Origin of the sequence: Ohtaekwangia kribbensis, assembly GCF_042676245.1 — a bacterium.
Classification (GTDB): domain Bacteria; phylum Bacteroidota; class Bacteroidia; order Cytophagales; family Cyclobacteriaceae; genus Ohtaekwangia; species Ohtaekwangia kribbensis.
The window spans coordinates 127,155-151,904 of sequence record NZ_JBHTKA010000001.1; the positions used below are offsets into that span (position 1 = coordinate 127,155).

Annotated in this window: 9 protein-coding genes; 3 read left to right on the forward strand and 6 right to left on the reverse strand. The window is 43.0% G+C overall.

Annotated elements, in window-relative coordinates:
* Positions 1-16 precede the first annotated feature (16 nt).
* From ACFQ21_RS00610 to ACFQ21_RS00620, 3 genes are all read right to left on the reverse strand, one after another.
* A complete protein-coding gene (locus ACFQ21_RS00610) occupies positions 17-1,603 on the reverse strand; it encodes a RagB/SusD family nutrient uptake outer membrane protein (RefSeq protein ID WP_377573342.1) in 1,587 nt (528 codons plus the stop codon).
* Between the two features lie 5 nt (positions 1,604-1,608).
* The gene (locus ACFQ21_RS00615; RefSeq protein ID WP_377573344.1) at positions 1,609-4,767 is read right to left on the reverse strand and encodes a SusC/RagA family TonB-linked outer membrane protein; all 3,159 of its coding nucleotides are present in this window, start codon (positions 4,765-4,767) and stop codon (positions 1,609-1,611) included.
* A gap of 596 nt (positions 4,768-5,363) precedes the next feature.
* Complete coding sequence (locus ACFQ21_RS00620; protein WP_377573347.1) at positions 5,364-9,212, reverse strand: hybrid sensor histidine kinase/response regulator transcription factor; 3,849 nt, start codon at positions 9,210-9,212, stop codon at positions 5,364-5,366.
* 1,021 nt (positions 9,213-10,233) lie between these two features.
* Here ACFQ21_RS00620 and ACFQ21_RS00625 point away from each other — a divergent pair.
* The 3 genes from ACFQ21_RS00625 to ACFQ21_RS00635 all read left to right on the forward strand — a co-directional run bounded on the left by ACFQ21_RS00625 (position 10,234) and on the right by ACFQ21_RS00635 (position 16,789).
* Positions 10,234-12,552 carry a glycoside hydrolase family 44 protein gene (locus ACFQ21_RS00625; protein WP_377573349.1) on the forward strand — a complete coding sequence of 773 codons (2,319 nt, stop codon included), beginning with the start codon at positions 10,234-10,236 and terminating at the stop codon, positions 12,550-12,552.
* 477 nt (positions 12,553-13,029) lie between these two features.
* On the forward strand, positions 13,030-15,003 hold the full coding sequence (locus tag ACFQ21_RS00630) for an alpha-L-fucosidase (RefSeq protein ID WP_377573352.1): 1,974 nt from the start codon (positions 13,030-13,032) through the stop codon (positions 15,001-15,003).
* 178 nt (positions 15,004-15,181) lie between these two features.
* Positions 15,182-16,789: a GH39 family glycosyl hydrolase gene (locus tag ACFQ21_RS00635; protein WP_377573355.1), complete on the forward strand. Its 1,608-nt coding sequence runs from the start codon at positions 15,182-15,184 to the stop codon at positions 16,787-16,789.
* An 824-nt stretch (positions 16,790-17,613) separates the two neighbouring features.
* Here the strand turns inward: ACFQ21_RS00635 and ACFQ21_RS00640 are convergent.
* The 3 genes from ACFQ21_RS00640 to ACFQ21_RS00650 form a co-directional block, all read right to left on the reverse strand.
* The gene (locus tag ACFQ21_RS00640; protein WP_377573358.1) at positions 17,614-18,993 is read right to left on the reverse strand and encodes a PorP/SprF family type IX secretion system membrane protein; all 1,380 of its coding nucleotides are present in this window, start codon (positions 18,991-18,993) and stop codon (positions 17,614-17,616) included.
* Positions 18,990-22,265, reverse strand: a complete 3,276-nt coding sequence (locus ACFQ21_RS00645; protein WP_377573361.1) for an InlB B-repeat-containing protein — start codon at positions 22,263-22,265, stop codon at positions 18,990-18,992. The genes ACFQ21_RS00640 and ACFQ21_RS00645 overlap by 4 nt, the downstream gene beginning before the upstream one ends.
* A gap of 92 nt (positions 22,266-22,357) precedes the next feature.
* Positions 22,358-24,544: a beta-galactosidase gene (locus tag ACFQ21_RS00650; protein ID WP_377573363.1), complete on the reverse strand. Its 2,187-nt coding sequence runs from the start codon at positions 24,542-24,544 to the stop codon at positions 22,358-22,360.
* Positions 24,545-24,750: the final 206 nt, after the last annotated feature.

The following is a 24,750-nucleotide window of genomic DNA, read 5'->3' on the forward strand; positions in this document are numbered from 1 at the left end:
AAGTGCTTATCTGTTTTTAGAATGAATAAGGTACCGCAGGTTCCAACAATAATGGATTGGCAGTTACTTCAGAAGATGGTACGGGCAACTTAAATGAATTGATAGTTGCAGGTGTAATTACTCCATAAGAATCGCCGGGCGTTACCTCGCGCGTTTCACTATCAATTTCAATGGGGGCACGTCTGTTCTCACCACCATTAAGGAGTTCCAGCGCTTTTGAAGGATTGTAATATGAGAGCCTCACAACATCAAACCAGTATTCGCCTTCCGCTGCCAGCTCTATTCTTCTTTCTTTGAATAACGAAGTCTCGGTGACGGAGCTAACCGGATCGAGACCTGCGCGAGTCCTTATCTGATTAAAATATCCCAGTGCTTTACCATCGGAAGTTGCAGCATTATTTCCCAGAACAGATTCAACATAAACCAGGTATATATCAGCAAGTCTTAAGAGTATAGTATGCTCCGGCGAAGCGGTATTGGTCATGAGCGGCAGATTGAGATCCTTCTCGTTCCCTATAATATGCTTCTTCAAACCACTATTGCCGGTAAATTTCAGGCCGTTCAAATTTGTATTTAGTTCAGGATATACATCATCCTTATACATGAAAGTAGCCTTGCGTCTCAAGTCATTCTCATCGTATTGAAGATACATGTCATACGTGACTTCAATACCAAAATATCCTCCACCTCCGTTTATTATTAATGCATTGCTATAAAGCTGAAGCATATTACCATTGTACCAGCCTCCGCCATTCGTTGGCCATTGCAGAGCAAACAAGGACTCTTCATTATCGTTGTTTTCATATTTAAAAACATCGGCATAGTCAGTCAGCAATGATAAACCACTCTCACATACATTGCCTGCATATAGTTTGGCGCTGTCCAGGAGTGCCTGATCACGCGTACCACTCTGATTCAAGCCTGCCCATGTTAAATATACTTTAGACAACAACCCCTGAGCCGACCATGTAGTAACTCTGCCTTTGGTCCATGCATCGCCAGTTACCGGTAAATTTTTTCGTGCGAACGTCAGATCATTCGCAATGAATGTATATACATCAGTAGCATGATTTCTATATACCAACGGATTGTCGAATAAATCTCTGCTGTCTGCAATAATCGGAACATCTCCCCATAGTCTTGTGAGGGCGAAGTAGGCATAGGCGCGCATAAATTTTGCCTCTGCCAGGGCAGCATTTACATCCCTTTTCGGAATATCATCTGCTGCTAGTTCTTCTATGGCATGAATGGTAGTGTTGGCATGTGCAATCAAATTATACATCGTTCTCCATTCTGTAATCAGATTACCGTTATAGCCATTCAGCGAAAAAGTATTTAGCTCAACAGCACCACCATTGTATCCCAGCACCATGTTACCACCTAAAACTTCACCGATCGGCAAATAGCACTCCGAAGTCCACGCTCCCCATATACCACCGCTATATAAGGAGGCTGTCGCCTTCTGCAGATCGGCAGAAGTCTTATAAAAGTTATTGCTCGATACTACTGACAACGCAGGACGATCTAAGAATGAATCCGAGCACGATGCCAACAGACCAGATACAGCAAGCGTTAAATAGATTATTATAGATTTTGTTTTCATAGTTTCTATAATGATAAGTTTAAACCGAACGTGATTATTCTTGGCTGAGGATAGTAGCCATCATCAATACCTGCACTCAGCGGGTCCCAGGATCCGATTTCAGGATCCATGCCCGAATATTTGGTTATCGTAAAAAGGTTTGTAGCGCTTGCATATACCTTTAAAGATTTTAAGTGTAGCTTTTGCGTAAGACTATTTGAGAATGTATACCCTAACGAAATGTTTTTACACTTTACAAATGAACCGTCTTCAACGTATACATCCGTTACTCTCTGGTTTCCATTTGTCTTATCATTCCGCAACCCGGATATCTTCGTATCGGGATTGCTCACATATACATTGTTGATATCGGAAGCTGATCCGTTGGGATCAACTAAGGCAAGCTTTGCGTAATTATTCAGATTGGTAAAGTAGGCAGAATTTCCCTGTGGGTCTTCGTGATTTTTCCGCGTTGCGTTATATACTTTGTTACCAAGGTTAGAAGTAAAAAATATAGTCAGATCAAAATTCTTATAGGTAACGGTGTTATTCAACCCTATTTGAACTTTCGGAATTGGCGATCCCAAAAACTTCTGATCACGTTCATCAATAATTCCGTCTCCATTCAAATCCTTGAACTTAAGGTCACCATACCAAATGCTACCGGCTGCGTTGGCAAAAGGCAGTGGTTCATTGTTTCTCACCGGCCTTGGATGTGGTGCAATACCATTTGCTTCATCACCCAGCACATCGGTCGGGGTTGCAAAAACACCTTCTACTATATATCCATAAAATTCTCCCAATGACCTGCCCGGTACAGTTTTGCTATACGTCCTGTCAATTGAAGCGCCTTCTGCATTTAGAGCAGTTATTTTATTTCTGTTGTGAGATACGGTAACATCTGTTCTCCAGGTAAAAGCTTTACCTCTGACGTTTTCAGAACTTATTCTAAAATCGAATCCGTGATTCTCCATGGAACCTATATTTACATAGGGGGCTCTTAATGAACCGGGAGGCCAGGTACCCAATGCTGTTCCTGAGTACATTGGCAACGTGATTTGCATGGCAAGATCATTGGTCTTGCGTTTGTAAAAATCAACTGAGAAACTTATGCGCCAGTTAAAAAAGGCTCCATCGAGACCGATGTTGTTATAGGTAGTTTGTTCCCATTTCAAATCCGGGTTTCCTATTTCATCATTCACCAACGCAACACCTCCAAGGCCTGTTGATGCGGTGGTAAGCGTACTTGCGTATGAATAATCTCTGCCACCTGCACGGTTAGTCAAACCGGAACTCACACGCAGTTTCAATTCATCAACGCTATTTATACCATCGAAAAATGCTTCATTATTTATCTTCCAGGCTACGACACCTGAATAGGACATTATCCAACGATTTTGTTCAGCATACATTGAATTGCCATCATACCGTGCATTACCGGTAAACAGGTATCGATCATTAAAACCAAAATCCAGGCGACCGAAATACGACTCGATAGCAGATTGACCTTTACTGCCTCCGTTTGTAGCCGTTGCAGGATCACCTCCTCCGATGGTCTGAACTGTATTGGTGGGGTAATCTTTGCGTGCTGCACTTAATTGTCTAGAATAATTTAACTGCCACTCGTGTCCCCCCATGGCCGTCAATTTATACTTGTCTCCAAAGGAATGGTTGTAGGTAAGGACTGTACTCATTTCTGTGTGATTAAAATCGCTATACTCAGCACTGGCATCGCTTTGATCCTTTATAAGGTTGCCCATTATATAGGATGGATTAAAACGGTCTCTGTTATAGGTTGAGAAATTTCCCCCTATAACATTTTTTAAGACCAGGCCTTTCGCAATGTCAACTTCCGCATAGGCATTTGCATACACTTGCTTCCGGTTAGCTTCATCCTTGTTAATCAATGCAAGCGCCAATGGATTTTCCGTTCTTGGTACCCATGGATTTTCATTATGTGCACCACCCCAGGAGCCATCGGAATTCTGTACAGCTATATCAGGGGTCATGGTAAGAGCTTTCGAGATTACACTCGAAGTAGTCGCGTTAACCCTTTCATCAATGTTTACGAACTGGAGACTGGTACCAATCTTTAACCACTTGGTGGTTTTATTGTCCAGGTTTAAACGGAGTGATGTCCTGTCGAATTTAGATCCAAAAGCAATACCATCGTTTTGATAGTATGTTCCAGATAAATAGTAGCGCGTTTTTTCATCTCCCCCACTTAACGAAATTGAATGTTCGCTTACCTGCGAAGTTTTAAATAGTGCATCCTGCCAATCAGTTCCTTCACCTAAATATTCTGGATTCTGAAATTCTGGGCGAGCATCAAAATTCCACGTTGGCTCTGCAGCCCTTGCGTTTAAGAACGTTGCATGCTCACGCAAATCCATAACAGGAAGTCTTTGTATCAGTCGTTGAAACCCGGTATAAAACTGATAGGAAACTGTTGGAGCTGACTGCTTTCCTCTTTTGGTAGTAATTAAAACAACGCCATCGGATGCTTGTGCACCATAGATCGCTGTGGCAGAAGCATCCTTTAATACTTCGATCGACTCAATCTCAGAAGCATTAATACCGGCTAAAGGATTCATACCTCCATCTGTTGATCCGGCAACGCTAACTCTTACACCGTCTATTACATATAGCGGAGAACTGCCACCCAAAGAAGTTATACCTCGAATCTGAACAGAGACACCACCACCGGGTTGACCGGAGACTTGCTGAATCACCATGCCTGGTACCCGACCTTGCAGGGCCTGCTCCAGGGTGGTGACGTTCGTTCTTTTTATATCCTCACCTTTAACAGAAGATATAGAACCTGTAACATCTTTTCGTTGTACTTCGCCGTAGCCGATTACAACTATTTCATTAAGCGTCTCTACATCTTCATTCAGAAACACTTCAACGCGCGTCTGTTCTCCTACAGTGAACTCGTGACTCTTATAGCCTATAAATGAAAATGTAAGAACTTGCCCCGTTTGGGCTTCGATGGCAAATTCACCATTCGAGTCGGTGGTTGTGCCTGTAGAAGTGCCTTTCACGTACACGTTAACTCCGGGCATAATAGATCCCGGTGTGTCTTTTACAATTCCTGTAATTTTGTGCTGCTGCGCTGCCACGGTCTGGCACACCAGGAACGAACATGTGACAAGGACTAACCATCTGTAAAGGTTTTTCTTCATAAGTTGATTTGGTTAGAGGTTATTGGGAACCGACTTTAGCTGTTGAAAAGGATCGATATTTTGTAATGCAGGGGTATGCAATCGATTTTGCTTCTGAACAGCTGTAATCGTTTGCAGTAAAGATGTGTCAGTTGGAATTGGAGCTAGTCCAATTGAGCAGCACAACGAGTCTAATTATTATGACTGTCGATTTTTCGTGAGCTCTTTTAAGACGTTTAAGCCACGACCAACTTGCATTGAAAAGAAAACTGGCAAGTGAAAACGGATAAGCTATTAAGCTGATCTTAATTGACCGCTTTAAGAGAACACATCTATCGATGGTAAAGCAATTCTACGGGTATAGGCATAGGTAAATAAAAGCCAACACGCTTACAAGGGCGAAAGTTAAAAACAACAGCTCGGTCATTGTAAGCCACTTCAAACGCTTCCTGGAATGATGTTTCATAATAGTAAGGATGCTCAAATGTAAATGCGCCCCTACTGCCGGCAAGGTTGAAAAATCTAAATGATAGGTGCTATTCGTATACTTGAAAGAAATGAAGACGACAGTGAATCATTTATACCCCTTGTGAAAGAGTCTGCAGTATAACGAGGGTTCATTTCGGACTCTCAGGATTTTCGTCTTCTTGTTTTTTTGACGCAACATAATCGGATGGCAACACGCCATATTGTTCCTTAAAGTACTTTGTAAAATACTTTGGCGTATTGAAACCTACTTTATAGGCAACTTCCCGAACCGATAATTGGCTTCGTTCGAGTAACTGTGCAGCATGTTGTAACCGAATTGTTCGAATGAACTCGAGTGGTGTCTTTCCGCTCAAGGCAAGAATTTTCTTGAAAACATATGCCCTGCTAATTCCAAGCTCCATACCAAGATCCTGAATGGAGAAGGATGGCGAGGATATATTTGCCTCGACAATTTTAATTGCCTTCTCCATAAATTTCACATCCAACGGAGTTATCTGGAGTTCGCTTGATTTGATATCCAACGTCTTCCGAAATGCTTTTTGAAACTTCTCTCGCTGGCATAATAGATTATTGATTCTTGCTTCAAGCACTTCAAAGTTGAAGGGTTTGGTAATATAGTCGTCAGCACCTGCTTTCAATCCTTCGATGCGTTGGTCTTCGTTACTCCTCGCGGTGAGCAGGATCACCGGAATATGAGACACACGTTCATCCGATTTAATCTTTATACACAATTCAATTCCATCCATTTCAGGCATAGCAATATCACTCACAATTAAATCAGGCTGCATTGATAGAACAAGCCCCCAGCCATCTTTACCGTTGCCTGCTTCATGTATTGTATAAGAGAATTTTAAGTTATCCCTCAGGTAAAAACGAAAATCATCGTTGTCATCAATGAGAAGCAACGACTTCTTTTCGGTTTTAGCCGGAAGCTTTTCTGAATTTACTACACCATCCACCTCGTGCAACACCATCGTTTCATTGTCGTGCGAATCAGTAATATTTACTTCTTCCTTGTGAGCAGAGGCTTCTTCCGATTCGCGTAGCGGCAACATCACCGTAAAGGAGCTCCCGACACCTACCTCGCTTTTAACTTGTATGTGCCCACCATGTATCCGTACAAATTCTTTAGTGATAGCCAGTCCAATTCCACTGCCTTGATTTACGATGCTTCGGGGTATATCGCTTTGAAAAAATGGTTCGAAGATTTTATCCAGCTTATCCTTCGGAATGCCTATACCGGTGTCACTTACGTCTATTCGTATTAATTGTTCATTCGCTTCCCGTAGTATATCAACCGTTACAGTAACACTACCATTCTCAAGTGTAAACTTGAAGGCATTGCTGAGAAGATTGAAAAGAATCTTCTCGAGTTTATCATGATCAAAAGATATTTCATAACCATTAACAACACTATCAAATGAGAGCTTGATGTTTTTCTTCTCTGCAAGATCTGAAAACGAAAATACAGTATCCTTTATAAAGGCTATAACATCGCCTTGGGATGGGCTGAATTGTATCTCATGCACTTCTAATTTCTTAAAGTCCAGCAATTGATTTACTAAATTCATCAAGCGCTTTCCATTTCGAAGAACGAGTTGAAATTGCGCCAGCTGCTCGGGATCTTTCGCTTTCTTAATCAATCTTTCTACCGGTGTAAGTATAAGCGTCAGCGGGGTTCTGAATTCATGGCTTACGTTCGTAAAAAACTTCACTTTCAACATATCCAGTTCATGCAGTCTTTGCATCTCACGCCGTTCCTGTTCAATTGAAAATTTCATTTGCTCACGCTGCTGAATGATTTTGCGTGTAAAGAAGAGAACAACAACCACGATCAATCCATATAGTATAAATGCAACCCTGCTTTTCCAAAAAGGAGGTTGAATCGTGATGACTAAAATCGCATCATTTTTACTCGGCACTCCGTCCCCGTTTAACGCTCGTACCCGTAACAGGTAGTTACCAGGGTTTAGGCTGTTAAATATGATCTCGTGATTTTTCGAATCCACGGGCAGCCAATCTTCATTTAATCCCTCAAGCTGATATATATATTGATCACGTTCGGGATTGAGATAGTTTAATGCGGATAACTTTAATGAAAAGAAATTCTTATTGTATGGAAGCGTGATCTTCCCAATTTCTGAGATTGACTTATTTAAGATAGTTGCACCCTCGATTTTCTCTCCGATGTCAACACGTTTTTCATATAGCTCGAGGTCAGAAAAAATAACTTTATCTATCAAGAAGTCTTTGCCTTGCTGATTTCCGCGAAAAATATTAAAACCAGTAGGTCCGCCGAATATCAACTCACCTCGGTGTGTTTTGAAACTTGCATTTGAGTTAAATTGCCGGCCCTGCAATCCATCCAGTTCAGTATAGTGCTTCACCGATGCACCCTGTAACGAACCAGCCGCAAGTGTGATTTTGGAGAGCCCGTGCAATGCGCTGATCCAGATATCACCGATGTTATCTTCCTGTATTGTTAACACAGCATTGTCCCTGCGGTTATTTTCTTTAAATGCTGAGAAGCCCTTCGTGGACTCATCAAAAAGATTTAAGCCATTAGAAGTTCCAATCCACATACGTCCCTTGGAATCCTTCATGATATCTAAAATGACATTGCTGCTAAGGGAATTTGGCTTGGAAGAATATTCGAAATGACTAAATGTTTGGTCCTTCACAGAAAGCACGTCAATGCCAGAGAAGGTACCAAACCATATATTGCCGTAACGATCCTCGTTAATCGCTTCGACCGTATTGGATTGCATTCCATTGGGTCCCCATAATTTTATTCTATGAAATTTCTCCATCTTTTTATCGAAGAGTGCAGCCCCGGCATCGGTCGTTCCAATCCAAATACGTTTTTGAGAGTCTTCAAAAATCTCCCAAACATCAACACTGGGTAGTGACGTGGTGTCGCCCGGAGTATGGGTAAACCGTGTGAAATTTTTACCATCGAACTTGTTGAGTCCATCCTTATATGTTCCTATCCAGAGGTTATCGTCTGCGTCCAGGCACAAGCTCACAACCACATTTCCGCTGAGGCTGTTTTTATTGGCGGGTTCATGCAGGTACTGCCTGAATGTTCCCTTCTGTCTGTCAAAATATAGTAGCCCACCTCCATTTGTTCCGATCCATAGGTTTCCCTTCTTGTCTTCTTCAAACCGATTTATATCCTCAAAAGGCAGGCTGTGCGGATCGGTAGCATAGTGCTTGTAAATATCAAACTGGTAAATATTGGGATGATAATAACTTACGCCACGTTTATAGGTACCGATCCAAACAACACCCTGGTCATCTTTATATAAGTAAGTGATTGAATTTGCTGCAAGGCTGGTTTGATCACCATCGGCATGAAAAAGATATCGAACAGCGCCTGTCCTCTTGTCCAGAAGAATGATACCTCCGTGATCTGTTCCAATCCACATCAGGCCATTTTCGTCCTCCAGCATACCGGTCACGAAATTTGCATTGAGTCGCAATGCAACACTCTTCTCGATCAACTTCTTCTTTTTAACATCATAAACAAAGACACGGTTACTCGCCCCCGCTCCATACAGCCAAAGGTCTCCATCGGAGTCCGCAAGGATTCGATATGCGCGTAATATACCTGCATCGTCAGGAACAGTAATTCGTTCGGCTACTACTCCTTTTTTGTCGTGGATTTGTATTCTTTCTACTTTGCCATTGGCATGTATCAACCAATAATTTCTGTTCTTATCTATGCAGAAATCTGTGATTTCTTCTTTAGTGATTGATAATGGATCGGCTGCGTTATTCTCAATGACTATATATCCATCCTGTCTCGGATGATATTTTATCAGCTTATCGCGTTCTACAAACCAGTAAGAACCATCGGTATCCTGTACGATCTTAAAGAGACGGTCTGAAGTGCCATACTTTTCAAAGAAAGCCTTCGGATGACGATTAAACGTTTCACTTTCCGGATCATAAAGCGTGAGGCCGATTGAAGTCATACATGCTAACATCCGCTCAGGAGTCTCAAAGATATTGTAGACGTAATAGTTTGGCAGAGAGGTTGTATCGAGTGGATCGTTGACGAACGATTTTATAGAGTAACCATCAAAACGGTTTAAACCAGAGGCAGTACCAAGCCAAACAAACCCGCGACTATCCTTATATATTGTTGCAATATCGGGATGTGACAGACCGTCCTTCAAGTCAAGTTGCTTGAATCTAAACTGCTCACTTTGAGCAAACAGGCAAGCCGATGTCAAGCTAAAAAGACAGAGAAAATATATAGTACCGTTTTTCCCAGTGAAAAATTTGGACAAAGTTTCCATGCTTCTTAAAGTTGCTTCACAATTACTTTTACCCACGTGCTGAGCACATGATGATTGTGTGTTCGTGAACTATACCTCGCATTTTACATGTAGCCGCCCGTGCGGCAGCAGTTCAATTTTCTTAAATGCAAAAAGTCAAATCAAGCTAAAATCCGGGAATCGACTGGGACAATAAGTATAATTTACATTATATTTTTCATCCATTATACCGTATAACCTTCTTAAATTCGGCAGAACGGCATTAGAAATTCATACTTACCTTTTATCGGGTTTTACATTCATTTAATCTAGTACCATTGTTGGTAGTAATAAAGTCGAAAAGATATACTCGGAAGTGAAAATCACGTTGTCGCTACGGAAGGAATAACGGTTGTATGAATTCGGAAAGGAGACTTTTTGAACCCTTCTTTTAGTCAATCTGTGCTATTGTAGCGTCAAGGATTACCTAATTCGCCATTTCCAGCTATTACAGAAGACATTCGCTTCAACCGACTACTTTAATCTCGTTCCTCAATCGTTGTCGTATATTCTTTATGCCTCTTTCTTAGACTCTCCACTGTTTTCAAAGAGTTTATTTTATTCTCAAACGCCCATCGCCAGAGTCTGCGGGCAGACACTGGCACAAACGGATTACTGCGTCAAATTAAACGCAGTTCCACAATAAAAAGGACAAACACACTATAACCAACTAACTATGAAAAAACCAATACTTCAGTTTACAAAACTGTGCTGGACTTTAGCATTGATGTGTTGTTTAATACTTTCAACGTTCGCACAAAATGTATCTATTACAGTTAATGCAACTCAAAACAAACGCTTGATTTCACCACTCATATACGGACGAAATGAAAGCCTTGACAAACCAGATCAATTTTACAAAGATGCAGGGCTGCGCTTTGCTCGGATCGGTGGAGGCAATAACATGTCGGCCTATAACTGGCGTGCAAAACTTGCTGTTCACCCTGACTGGTTCAACAACGTTTATGGTGCTGACTGGGATGTTTATGCAAAAAAGATCAATACCAATTTTTCGAATGTGCAGAGCATGTTTGCCTTTCAATTACTGGGCAGAGTGGCATCCAGCGGCCAGCACAACTTCCCTGACTGGGAGTATATGCAGGCTCATCCGGGTTGGTTTGGCAATCATCAAAATTTAGCCGGTGGCGGCACTCCTAATCCAAACGATGACGCTCCTGCCCTGATTGAAGGAAACAAGGAATTGTTCAGTAAGCCATGGCCGGCCGATTCTTCGGTGGCAATTCTTAATCATTGGTTTGGTGCCAATGGCTTAGGACTTAACAAGAACAAGTTTTTATACTGGAGTATGGACAATGAAGTGGATATCTGGAGTGGCACGCATGACTGGGCTATGCCCACACAGCTATCTGCCGCTGCCTTCATGGATCGCTATATAGAATTAGCCAAGAAAGCGAAAGCTATATATCCGGGTATCAAGCTTTGCGGACCTGTTAACACTTCTGAATGGCACTGGTATAAATGGGCAAATGAAAGTATATATATTAACGGCAGATATTATCCCTGGCTTGAGTACTTCATCAAACGCCTTGCCGATGAATATAAAGCAACCGGCATTAAACTGGTGGATGTTGTCGATATTCATAACTACCCCTGGTATAATGGTGATGATGCTGCGGCATTGCAGGGACACCGGATTTATTTTGATGAGACATACGACTATCCCGGCTCAAATGGTATACGAACAAGTACGGGCGGATGGGACACCTCGCTCACCAAACAATATATATTCAAGCGTGTCAACGACTGGTTAACAGAACATTTCGGTGCCAACCACGGTATAACGACAGGAGTAAGTGAATGGGGTACCATGTCTGGTAGCAACCCAAGCCTTGAGTCGGTCATCTATGCTTCACATCTCGGTACATTTGCAAACCATGGCGTTGAATTGTTCTCGCCCTGGAATTGGTCTATCGGTATGTGGGAAACCTTGCACCTCTTTAGCAGGAACGCAAAAAAATATAGTGTATCCAGTACTTCGTCTCTTGAAAATATAGTTTCTGCTTACTCATCAGTAAATGAAAATTCTGATTCATTAACGGTGGTACTCGTCAATCGAGACATGGGTGCTTCCCGCACGGTAACAATCAGCTTAAGTAATTTTACGGTTGCCGATGGAAACTATAAAACATTGCAGTTGTCATCTTTACCGGCGACAGAGACCTTCGTATCGCATACGCAAAATGCACTGAAGGCAAATACAGTATCGGTAAATTCAAACTCGCTCACGATAACCGTTCCATCACTCTCCACGACAGCAATTTTACTTACCAGGGCAGCATCTCCAATAACCTATGTTGCCTTCACAAACAGGGCTACAGGAATGATGATGGATGGACTATACCTTGCCAACGATGGAAGCGAAGCCAGCCAATGGAGCTCCAGCGGAAGTACAGCGCAGCAATGGATTATTGAGCCTACAGGAAGTTATGTGAAAATAAAAAATCGTGCTACAGGCTTGTATCTTGACGGCAACGGCAGCACCAGTAATCGCGCAAGTGTACGTCAAAAAATTGCAAGCAACAGTCCCAACCAACAATGGTTGCAGGTAGTTACCGGAAGCTATGTAAAGTTTAAGAATCGTGCTACCGGGCTATATATAGATGGCTTGGGGTTAAAGGCCAATCCCTCGTTGTTAGGTCAATGGCAAACCAGCAACCACTTTAACCAACAATGGTCAATCACCACTGTGGGAAGTTCCAACGGAAGAGAAAGTTCTACAGAGCTTAACACCGACAAACTCGGCATTAAAGTATATCCGAATCCTTTTGTAAAGACTTTTACACTTGAAGTGCCTGAATCGGACAAACAATTACAAATCACAATACTGGATGCAACAGGAAAGATAGTAGAAACTGTTGTCCATTCAGGCAGTTCAAAAAAACTGTCGCTGGGATCTACTCTTAAACCTGGATTGTATTTAGTTCGCGTCAATAGCAGCAACGGCTCACAATCTTTCAAAGTTTTGAAAGAGTAATTGTTTCGGCAATGACAGAAGTCATCTCTGGATACTCTACTATCATATTGAGTCTAAGCCTTGCGAAAAAAAATCAGTCGCATCAGAGATGACTTCTTATTGATAAAGCTATCAGCTGAAGCACCTGCTGTCTTTCTATTCACCCAGTGATGGAAAGATGCTATAGATTCCAAAACGAAATTTGAATAGAAGTCTTGCGGAATAGAAACCACCCAAGTGGTTATACTCTTTCAATATATAATTTCACTGACGCCAGCCCTTTATAATGAGATTACGATTAAAGTCAAATAATAATCTGTATTTATGCAACCGGTACGCACATATTGCTAATACTTAATTTATACTTTCAATTCAAGCATGAAAAAATCAAACGCAATGATCAGGTATTTTTCGTACGGAATCATCTTTTCCATTTTCGTCTGCTGTAGCAAGACGTTAGCTCCAGGTCATGTTGGACCAATTCCCTCTGAAAATCAAATGCGATGGCAGGAAATGGAGTATTATGCTTTCGTTCATTTCTCATTGAATACCTATACAGATCAATCGTGGGGATACGGTAATGAAGATATTAATTTGTTTAATCCACAGAAGCTGGATTGCCGCCAGTGGGCACGTATCTGCAAGGAAGCGGGTATGAAAGGGATCATACTAACAGCCAAGCACCATTCCGGCTTTTGTCTATGGCCCTCTCAATACACGGAGTACTCTGTAAAAAACGCACCTTGGAAAAACGGTAAGGGAGATATAGTCCGTGAAATGGCTGATGCCTGTAAAGAATACGGGCTAAAGTTAGGTATATATGTATCGCCATGGGACCGCAACCACGCTGAGTACGGCAAGCCTGAATACATCACTTATTTCAGAAATCAAATCAAGGAATTGCTGACAAACTATGGCCCCGTTTTCGAAATATGGTTCGATGGCGCGAACGGAGGAACAGGATATTATGGTGGTGCCAATGAAAATCGCACCATTGACCGCACCACCTATTATGACTGGAAGAACACTTACAATATGATACGCGAATTACAGCCTAACATTGTGATCTGGAACGATGGCGGTGACCGGGCAGACCTTCGCTGGGTTGGAACGGAAGCCGGCTATGTAGGTGAAACCAATTGGAGTTTGTTAAACGGCACCGGAGAAGTTGAATGGAAGATGCTGCATTTCGGACTGGAAGATGGCGACTCGTGGGTACCAGCCGAGGTAAATACTTCTATTCGACCGGAGTGGTTTTACCATCCCAGTGAGGACAGCAAGGTAAAGACAGTACCTCAGTTAATGGAAACGTACTATAGTTCCATTGGTCGCAACGGGACTTTGCTTCTCAATTTTCCAATAATGCCAAACGGTTTAATTCATGAAGCAGATGAAAAAGCAGCGTTGGGATTAGCCACAATGGTAAGAACTTCATTTGCCGAAAACCTGGCCGAAAAAAAGAAGGCAACTGCCTCGAATGTACGCGGTGAGAAGAAAGAATTTGGCGCAGCGAACGTAACCGATAACAATAGCGATACATATTGGGCAACGGATGATAATGTCACCACGGCTTCGTTGACCATAGATTTCGAAAGCCCTACAATGTTTAATCGTTTCCTGGCGCAGGAGTATATTCGTTTGGGACAACGCGTGAAGTCTTTCAAGGTAGAAGTGTTCACGGATGGAACCTGGAGAGAATTATGCCATGGAACAACCATCGGGTACAAACGCATCCTTCGTTTTCCGGGTGTAAAAGCAACAAAGGTACGCTTCACTATTACAGGTTCGAAGGGAAGTCCGCTGATCTCCAACATCGGAATTTATAATGCACCTGCGTTCCTGAATGCTCCCGCTATTATGCGAAATCAATCTGGTGAAATAACGATCACCACGGATGATGTAGGCCCATATTTTTATTACACCCTGGATGGCAGCGAACCAACCCCGCAGTCGAAAAAATATACTGCGCCTGTTCAGCGTGACGGGAAAGTAGATGTTAAAGCTATTGCCTATGATCCTGCCTCGGGTAAAAGCAGTCCCGTAGCCGTGGAGAACTTTGGTGTTTCTCGAAAAGATTGGAAGATCGTTGGGACAGATGATGATAAAGCTTACGCAATCCTGGACGGAAACACTTCTACTGCGTGGCATCATCAGGGTAAAGACAAAACAACTCCGGTTGATCTTGAAATTGATCTGGGAAGTGAACAAAATCTTAGTGGCTTCCGATATCATCCCGACCAGGGCATGTGGGGTCCTGGAATCATTACGCATTACGAGTTTTATGTGTCACCTGACAACAAAAATTGGAAACTGGTAAATCAAGGTGAATTCTCGAATATTAAAAACAACCCACTGTGGCAAATCAAAAAATTTACACCACTAAGGGCTCGTTTCATCAGGCTCCGGGCCTTGAAGAATACAGAAGGCACCGATCGCATCGGGTACGCTGAAATAGATGTGATCACCGATTGATTAAAACTGAAGAACACAAATAGTATTGTACGACCAAAACGAAGTAAGAAAATGAATAACATCGGATAGCAAGAAGTATATATACTAAAAGCGTGTTTTAAAATACAATTAATATACCTACAGAAATTACGAACCAAAACATAACCCGTAATCAATTTTAACTTGTCAACATTTTTTTATGAGTAGAACTCCATTCTTAACATTGATGCGTCATCAATTAATTCTATTTATAGCCTGCCTGATGGCGATCACTGTCACTGCACAAAGGAAAAAAATATCATCACCTCCAGCACGGGCGATCAGCGTAGATTTTAACGCAGTTGCCGGTCCGTTAAATACCATGTTTAAAGAATGCGTCGGAGCAGGTCGCGCCAATGAGGGTCTTCGCGCAGATTGGCAACAACAATTGGCCTATGTTAAGAAAGAATGCGACTTTAAGTTTATCCGTATGCATGGTCTGTTAACGGATGACATGGCCGTATACTCGCAGGATAAAAACGGAAATCCCGTTTACAATTATATGTACATTGATGTACTCTTTGATTTCCTCCATTCAATAGGTATGAAACCATTTGTTGAATTGGGATTTATGCCTTCTGCGCTTGCCAGCGGAAACAAGACTATATTTTGGTGGCGTGGTAATGTTACTCCTCCCCGGGACTATGAAAAATGGGAAGCGCTTATTCAGAATCTTGTTCAGCATTTTACGGAGCGCTATGGGGAGGAAGAAGTAAAGACCTGGTATTTTGAAGTATGGAATGAACCTAATCTCGATGGCTTCTGGGCCGGAACCCAGGAGGAGTATTTCAAATTATACAAGCACGCGGCACGTGCAATCAAGAACGTAAATCAGTCGTATCGTGTTGGCGGACCCGGAACAGCCGGGGCAGCATGGGAGCCGGAGATGATCGATTTCTGCGTTAAGAATAATATACCTATAGATTTTGTGAGCACGCATGCGTACGGTGTAAAGCAAGGTTTCCTCGATGAGTACGGTGAGTCTGGTACCGTGCTCGATAAAAATCCAATGAGTGTTAGCGGGGATGTTCTCCAATCACGAAAAGAAATTTCTGCTTCTGCCAAACCAAATCTTGAGCTCCATTATACCGAGTGGAGTGCATCCTATACACCCGCAGATCCGATCCACGACAGTTACCATGAAGCAGCCTATGTATTACAAAAAATGAAACAAGTAGGCGCTGCTGCCAACTCCATGTCCTATTGGGTATTCAGCGATATATTTGAAGAACCGGGGCCACGGTTCACTCCTTTTCACGGAGGCTTCGGAATGCTAACAACCCAGGGAATAAACAAGCCGGTCTTCTACGCCTATCAATTTCTGAATCGTATGGGAAATATTGAACTTGTTAACAAGGATGAATCGTCTATCATAACGAAAGACAACAACGGTGGTATTCAGGCTTTGCTGTGGGACTTCACGAACACGCATCCGGGAGACTCTGTTCACAACCAGAAGTACTACATCCGCGATTTGCCATCGAAAGCAAAAGGCGTATTGAATGTACAAATCAATAATGTACCCGAAGGTAATTATGCACTCGAGATTTATAAAGTCGGCTATAGAAGCAACGATGCATACACAACGTATTTGTCCATGGGCAGACCGTCACAACTAACCAAGCAACAAGTAGAGCAAATCAAAAGACAAAATGATGGTTCACCTTTTCTGAAAGAAATTATTCATATAAAGGCAGCCGGAAATTTTTCACGCCAATTAGACATTCGTGAAAACGATGTACTTCTTTTAAAAATGGTAAAGCTTTAAGTACCGTATGACGGGTAAAGTTAAATGTTGGTGCAGCGCAGGGATCTGATATTCACGCACGCACCAACATCTACTTTATTATCTCAAGATTATATATAGTACCACGTGCGAATATTAATCACCAGGCACACTCCTCTCCTGCCAATCTACCCTTAGGATGAGCCTTTTGCAAATGGAGACTTAAATAACAGCAATCCAAACCAGCAACTGATTTTAAAGACATCTGTGTAAACAAAAACTACATCCAGTCCTGCCTTAAGTATTTACCATTGCCTGGCATCCCCTTCATCGAAAAAATACTTTCGTTCAATTTTCCTGATAAGCTGCCCCGGCGTGAACAACGGGCGCATACATTACACATGCATTCTCAGTAACAAGGTCAGTCATTTTTTTATTTTCCTGGCGACATGAACTCTTGAAATATACTGGACTTCATTCAACCCCGCCTTACCCTACTACGTTTTGCTGTGCTTATCGAAACACCCGGCTTCCAAATTATTATTATCCACCTCGTGACTTCATAAACTCTTACTGTCAACGTAACAGATGTTGTATATGACTATGTATTGATTCTCTTCCTAATAACTGCGTAATGATTACGTCAAGGCAATAAGCCATCCTACAACCAGGAAAATCACCATATACATCGTCAATTCAAGAACGACAAGTACTCTCATTTTTCGGTTCACCCTAAGTAATTTTATTATGTAAAAATAGGCAAGCGCCATTTACGGGAGCATACCAGATAATCCAAATTAAGGGTAGCAATTGTCTAACCGAAAAATCTACTATCAACGAGACACTCAAAGCAGTTAAACTTTTAATCATTCAATGCTGATAATCCATGTATCACGAAACGTATAGCGTGACATGCGTCTGTATTCGTTGCAGAGCTTCTGTGCTTCTTCCTTTGTAGGAGGCGCATTGTTCATGTGAACTATATAGTAGTCCCGTTCAGGATGATATGCCACATCGGCTGGGTAATTTGCACGCCTGAGTTTCTGCGCATAGTTCCGGGCATATACCGATGAGCGGAAAACTCCCACCACGACATAATGCCCGGGGGCTAATCCGTTTCCGGAAAGTGATCGTATAGCATCCTTACGTTGACTGTCGGAAACCACCGGTACATTTATCGCAGATGTATCGGAAGCATGCTGCGGTTGTTTGGCCATCTGCTGATGTTGAACCGTTTGAGCCGGAGATGTGAGCTTTTGCGTTGTCGCATTTTCCTCCTGCGTTGCTATACCTTCATCAAAATCCGACACTGAAGAGGGCGCATCTATGATTTTTATTTTGGTCTTTACCTGCGGACCTCTCTTTTTCCCGAGTCGCAAAATTAATTGTATTTCGTGTGTCCCACCACCCAACGAACTTTTCCGGTCTGTTGCAAATTCGTAGGCATATCCCACTTTTAATTTGTCTTTGATATTCACTCCGGCAAAAGCAGAAGCACCATTGTTCTGGCCGTAGGATGCGCCAACCCAGGCTATCGTACTAATCTGAAGTGACCCCAGACCTTCAAACTGAACAGGTGTATTTTCATGGGTCCGGTATATAACCATCGGTTCAAAAGATATCCGTTCGCTAAAATATACTCTATAGCTTACGGATGAGACAGTATTACGAACCGGGCTGACGTCTGCTTTATTGAAGTTGTTTTCTGAAGCAACGTATGTGTTTAAAAGATGTGGCATCGCAAAAGCAATTTTGAAATTATTGCGTTGATAGTGCACGCCAAACTGTGCTGCCAACGATGATGTTGTTCCAACTACAGGGTCGTTTGCATAACCATCGTCACCGTGGATGGAAACGCTGGTTACACCGGCCGACAGCCCAAAGGCAATCTTATGATTATCGTTAACATTATTTCCAAGGTATACCTGGTAAGCAAAAGTAGCCAGCCCGGTAGTGTTTTTTAATACACCAGCTTTATCCTGATAACCCGTAAATGCAATACCTGATTTATAGCTCAGCGGCAAATGGACACTTAGTGTGCCCGTAGTGGGTGCGCCTTCAACACCTGCCCACTGACTTCTATAGTTCAGGTATACTTCGGTATACCCGTTAGGAGCCACAAATGACGGATTATACAAAAACGGATTAAGAAAGTAATGACTATATACCGGGGTTTGCTGTGCGTGTAGCCGACTCGTTACAACCAGTGTCATAACAAAAACCAAAGTTCTGAAAAGTAATCTCATTTGAGTCGGGCAATGGTTACGCTACCAGTTTGTTTTGAATTATCACGATGTCGGATGATATAGTAGTAGGCACCATCCGGAAGCGGTTTGCCATTTGACGTTCCATCCCAGGGAGTAGAATAACCGGTGGAAGAATATACTTTTTGTCCTTGCCGGTTATAGATCACAATTTCGCAACCATCGAGCAGGTAAGCATTTTCAATATTCCAGGCTTCGGTGCTCATGTCACCGCGATTGTCCGGGGAAAACAGTTTGGGAATTCTTAAAACAACATTAGTCGTTTGTATCTGGAAGTTAGCCCGAACCGCTATATCCTTGTTCACGGTTACGATTTGTGATGCCTCCGTACCTGCTATATCTCCGCTCCAGCCCGTGAAGGTATAACCGGCGGCTGCCACGGCTTCCAGGGTTACGACACTACCCGATGGATAGGTGCCAGTTCCTGTTACTGACCCCCCGGCTGCCGGCACAACGGTAGCGCTAAGCGTAAAGGTTGTTATACTGAAATTAGCTGCAACACTTTTGCTGCTGTTCATGGTCACTATCATAGAAGCGGCAGTTCCCGTTACATCGCCACTCCAGCCCATAAAAGTATAGCCTGCAGCAGGAGTCGCTGTGAGGGTTGCTGTACTGCCCGCATCGTATATTCCTGCGCCACTTATACTACCTCCGTCTGAAGGTGATGCTGTAGTTGTTAAAGTATATTTCGTTGTATTGGACTGAAGCTGAAAGTTAGCTGTAACATTCTTGTTGCCGTTCATTGTTACACTAACACTAGTTGTACTTCCCGATGCATCTCCACTCCAGCCGGTAAAAGTATAGCCTGCAGCTGGTGTTGCTGTGAGGGTTGCCGCACTACCTGCATTATACATTCCGGCTCCGCTTATACTACCGCCGGCAGCGGGCGATGCTGTGGCAGTTAAGGTATATTTCTGTAGCTGAAAGTTTGCTGTAACAGTTTTACTACCGTTCACGTCTACAGTAACTGATGTAGCAGTTCCGGATGCATCACCACTCCATCCGGTAAATATATATCCGGGTGCGGGTATCGCCGTTAGTGCTGCTGTAGTCCCTATAGCATACGTTCCCGCTCCATTTACAACGCCTCCGGGAGCAGGTGAAGCTGTCGTGGTAACGGTATATTTTGTCAGGTCATCCCAATATACAATACCCCGGGCGATACCCGTACCCAGGTAGACCCTTCCGAAGACGTTGATGTCGCCTAATATTAGTCCGGCTCCACCATATTGGTGCGCGTCATCATTTATCTTAATCCAACTTACTCCTTTGTCAGTGGATCTGAAAAGTCCCCGAACGCCACCTACTGTTCCCCATATGAATATCGTCGGATACGAAGTGGGTGTTATCGCTTTCCCCAAGCCTACCGCTCTGCAATAGGTTACATTAGGAACGGTTGTGTATGTGGTTCCATGATCGGTAGAATAGCGAAGCCCGTTGTCAACCAGGGGAATCCACAAGTGTCCTTCATATCCAGGCACGGTACGGATAACGGTAGCTGTCCATGGTGTTGATGTTGCTCCCGGAGTGCCTGCCGCAGAAAAGCTGACTCCTTTATTGGAACTCACCAACATCTTTCCATTGGATGCATCGAAAGTATAAAAGTAATTACTGTTAACCGGGTCGCCTACTGCAATTGCGTTTGTAATGCTAACTCCGCTTGAGGCTGTCCAGCTAGCCCCGTTGTTGTTAGAATAGTACGTAACCAACGAGTTATCCGGACAGTGAAGTATAGTGCTACCATCTGCGTTAATAGCGGCAAGTCCACCATAGCCTGTCGCTTTCGAAGTTGGACAAGGAATCCATGAAACACCCTGATCATTGGAATAGTAGACGTGTGCACCGCCATCGCTCGAGCGCACAAGCTTGTTGGGATTTTTGCCTGCATAAGCTATACTTCTGTTTGTTCCGACACTGGGTTGATGAAACTGCATGGGATAAGTATTGATATCAGCATGCACAAAGCCATCCATATCGCCCATAGCAGACATGAGCGGACCACCTGGTATACTTACACCATCGAGCCAGGCTGTCTCTTCTATTCCCCGCACATCATAAAACCAGGTGTTCTGTGCTACATCAATATCTGCGCAGGTAAAAATTCCACCGCCTCCAACTACGCGCACTTTCTTGTTGTCAAGCGGATCAAACGAAATACTCTCCGCCCAGTTTACCTGGCCACTTGCTACTCCTATACCATTTTTATCAAACTTGCTGATGTTTCCATTTTTTAATGTCCAATTCACCCCGCCATCAGTTGAGAGGTATACAAAATCCCCCCATGTAGTACCATACTGATTATTCTGGTACATTCCGGTTGTAGAAAGAGCAACTCTGCTTATATCTGAATGATCGATCGCTACCCCCCCGTACGAGAAATTATTTCCGAACGGAGTAACATTCGTCCATACGCCGGTTGAAGTATTCAGTTTATATACTCCGCCTTTGCCACCGGTTCCGGGGCCATCGCTATCGGCAAGCGTAACATACATTGTATTGCCCTGTAATGTAGCACGGTGCGGCATGTATCCTGTATCTGGCGAGATATCAGCAAACGTTGCTCCGCCATCCGTGCTTTTGTAGATGTTTGCGCTTCCAACTCTTGAAACGCCTATATATATAGTCGCGCTAATACCACCAGAAGCACTGGCCGGATCGAACAAAACGAAGCATATACCATTGTCATTCGTAGTTGTTGTTACGCCACTCCAGGCAAGTGTCCAACTACTTCCTCCATCAGAGCTTTTCCATAATCCATTCCTTCTTGTCCCACAGAAAAGAATGTTGCTATTGTTAGGATCCACCGCCAGACGCTCACCGTTCCCGCGTCCGTATCCATTTCCATTAGCCTTGAACTTCGATGTCACGTCTGTGATCGTGAATGTGTTTCCCTTGTCCGTAGATTTCAATATAGCGGTCGCTCCACTAGCCATATATGAAATTCCGCAGACCATATATATAGTACTCGGATCCTGCGGATCGATTGCCAAAGACTCAACGCCAGAGAAGTATCCCTGAGCATCGGAAGCCCAGTCAAGAAGTTGTATCCATTTGTTACTTGCCGCGTCCCACCTATACGCTCCGCCCACATCTGTGCGACAGTACACGTCACCCGTTGCGGGATGTGAGACAATACCCGTCACAAAACCACCGCCACCAATTGCTACTGTACCTGATTTAAACTGACTATATATTTCCCGACTGTAAAGGATACAAATCCATACAAAAATATAAGCGAAGATTTTTCTGATCATGGTTCCGTTATGTTATTTGCTTTGCTCTATGTTATTTACTCAACCTCTTAGGAGTGAACACTGTGTATACTGCTTTTTACGATTGTGATTGGTTAATATATTAGCGTCTCTATGACCGCTACATCCCATGCCTTTAATGTCAGGTCTTTGCCCCTTCTAAGCGGAACGTTTGTTAACAGGTTAACACCATCTCTATAGGTATATGGAAATGTCTTTTCAGTGGAAGAAAAATTATAGTAGAAGTGAAGATTCTTCCCGCTATTACTGACACCGTGTTTTACTTTTATACTCGCCGGTAACAGATAATCTACTCCAAGAATGTTGCGTTCAGCAAGCGCGGTCATTACTATATTCTTCATGATACTTTCAGAAGGTATAGTTCCCATATAGGTCATCATTCCTTTACCACTATGATTTTGTACTATAGCCGGATATATATCATACACAGGGTGATCGTAGAAAGCAAGTGGCCTGGCCGTTGTGGGCTGCAGAAATTCAACCCATTGCTCCGTATAGTTCTGATCTTTTGTATGAAAGGGATCTCCTTTCAACGGAACCGGCGAACGCAACGTTGAGAATTCCTGGTAAGTAAATCCTCCCACATCGGTAAGACCAGCGGGCATTGTCGCATGGCGCACAGCGGAGTGCTCATTACAAAAACCACTTTTCATGGTTACAATGAGATGTCCGCCATTTTTTACAAAAGCGCTGAGTCTGCTCAACATACCATCGCTCGCTATATAGAGAGACGGTACGATCAATACCTGGTATTGACTCAGATCTTCTGTATTATCAAACACGAAGTCTGCTTCAACATTTAAATCGTATAGCGTTTTATAGAAGCGGGTGAGTATCTTTTGGTAAGCTCCGTCTGCATCCCACGGACCGGTTTCCGGGCCTTTAAAATTGTTATCGAAGCGTTGCAGGCTGAGCGCAACATCCGAATCTTCGCTGAAGAGAATTGCTACTTTATTATTCTTTTTTATGTTGACCAGCTTTTTACCAAGCTTTTCACGTTCATGGCCTATTGTACTGACTTCTTTATATATTCTTCCGGGTTTTAAATCATGCGGTAAAACTCCCCGCCAGTATTGTTCAATGCCATTATGCAACGAGTGCCAATGCCAGTACGAAATCAAGTTTGCACCCGAACCTATATGTGCGTAGTAATTTAGCCGGAGCTGTCCATCATACGGAGGAAACTGTTCTTTTGAATTCCACCCAATAGACGAGGCATTGGTCTCCGGAACAATGTAGTTCTTCATTTTCAGCGAACGAGTAAAGTCACCCTGCATGGCAATACGCAGTCCATCAGACTTATCCTGGTCATAGTGGTATATATTTACACCCGCATAGTCTAATGTCTCTGAAATTGCCTTTTGGTCTATATCACTGCGAAGAGCACCGGCAAAGTCATGCATAACAAATTGAGAAGCACCTTTATACTTTCTTACGATAGATGCTTGCCACAAGAGAAAGTCCGTTACCGCAGCGCGTTGATACCGAGCCCACTCGAGCCTATATCCCGGATGGTTAAAGCCACTGGCCGGATGCAACTCATTCCAGTCATTTATAGCCTGCCCCCAATAGTTAAAGCCCCATACTTTGTTAATCGTATCAACGCTATGAAACTTTCCTTTTAAATACTCTATGTACTTAATGTGATTGTCCTTATCATCGGGCCACTTCGAATGTGTTTCGTTATCGATCTGATATCCTATAACTGCCGGATTTTCTTTATAGTGCTCTACAATTCTTTTAATAACCCTTTGACTATAGTATAGATATACAGCATTCGTGAGGTCTGCGTTTTGACGTATGCCATACTTCAATCGCTGTCCATCGCTCTGCATGGCCGTAATTTCGGGATGTTTGTGGTATAACCATGCCGGAACAGAATACGTGGGCGTGCCCATGATCACTTTTATACCTGCTTTATGCATAGCCGCTACCACTCGGTCCATCCATGCGAATTCAAATTCTCCGTCACGCGGCTCCCATAGTTGCCAGGTAGACTCGCCTAGCCGAACATAGTTAATACCAGCTTCTTTCATCAGCTGCACATCTTCATCCAGTCGTTCATAGGGCATGTACTCATGATAATAGGCTACCCCGAACAATATATCATCAAAGACATAAGGCTGCGCACTAATCTCAGAGCCTGCTGTAATAAAGCAGATTGTTAAAAAAAAGCTAATTATAAATTTTCCGGGTGGACTTATAGTCATCATCTGGCCACAAAGTAAAAAGGTATTGACCTCATTGAAGAGCCAAAACATCGCATAATGCACCACGAAAAGTCTACCATCGCAATAACACGATGTTTTTAGATGAATTATCTTTCTTTTCCTATACCTGAACAGGATTGCTATTGCTGGTTAGTCCAGATCGAAAAAGTAATTTACCCTTGAATAGCGGATTGTTGACTCAGTCTATATATACATATAGTGCTTGAATTGCATGAAAGCAACGTTCTTTGAATCCA

What these genes read in the sequence shown, in the direction of transcription:
- ACFQ21_RS00610 (WP_377573342.1), bottom strand. Translation starts at nt 1,603, where the DNA reads ATGAAAACAAAATCTATAATAATCTATTTAACGCTTGCTGTATCTGGT.
- ACFQ21_RS00615 (WP_377573344.1), bottom strand. Translation starts at nt 4,767, where the DNA reads ATGAAGAAAAACCTTTACAGATGGTTAGTCCTTGTCACATGTTCGTTC.
- ACFQ21_RS00620 (WP_377573347.1), bottom strand. Translation starts at nt 9,212, where the DNA reads ATGACTTCAATCGGCCTCACGCTTTATGATCCGGAAAGTGAAACGTTT.
- ACFQ21_RS00625 (WP_377573349.1), top strand. Translation starts at nt 10,234, where the DNA reads ATGAAAAAACCAATACTTCAGTTTACAAAACTGTGCTGGACTTTAGCA.
- ACFQ21_RS00630 (WP_377573352.1), top strand. Translation starts at nt 13,030, where the DNA reads ATGCGATGGCAGGAAATGGAGTATTATGCTTTCGTTCATTTCTCATTG.
- ACFQ21_RS00635 (WP_377573355.1), top strand. Translation starts at nt 15,182, where the DNA reads ATGAGTAGAACTCCATTCTTAACATTGATGCGTCATCAATTAATTCTA.
- ACFQ21_RS00640 (WP_377573358.1), bottom strand. Translation starts at nt 18,993, where the DNA reads ATGAGATTACTTTTCAGAACTTTGGTTTTTGTTATGACACTGGTTGTA.
- ACFQ21_RS00645 (WP_377573361.1), bottom strand. Translation starts at nt 22,265, where the DNA reads ATGATCAGAAAAATCTTCGCTTATATTTTTGTATGGATTTGTATCCTT.
- ACFQ21_RS00650 (WP_377573363.1), bottom strand. Translation starts at nt 24,544, where the DNA reads ATGTTTTGGCTCTTCAATGAGGTCAATACCTTTTTACTTTGTGGCCAG.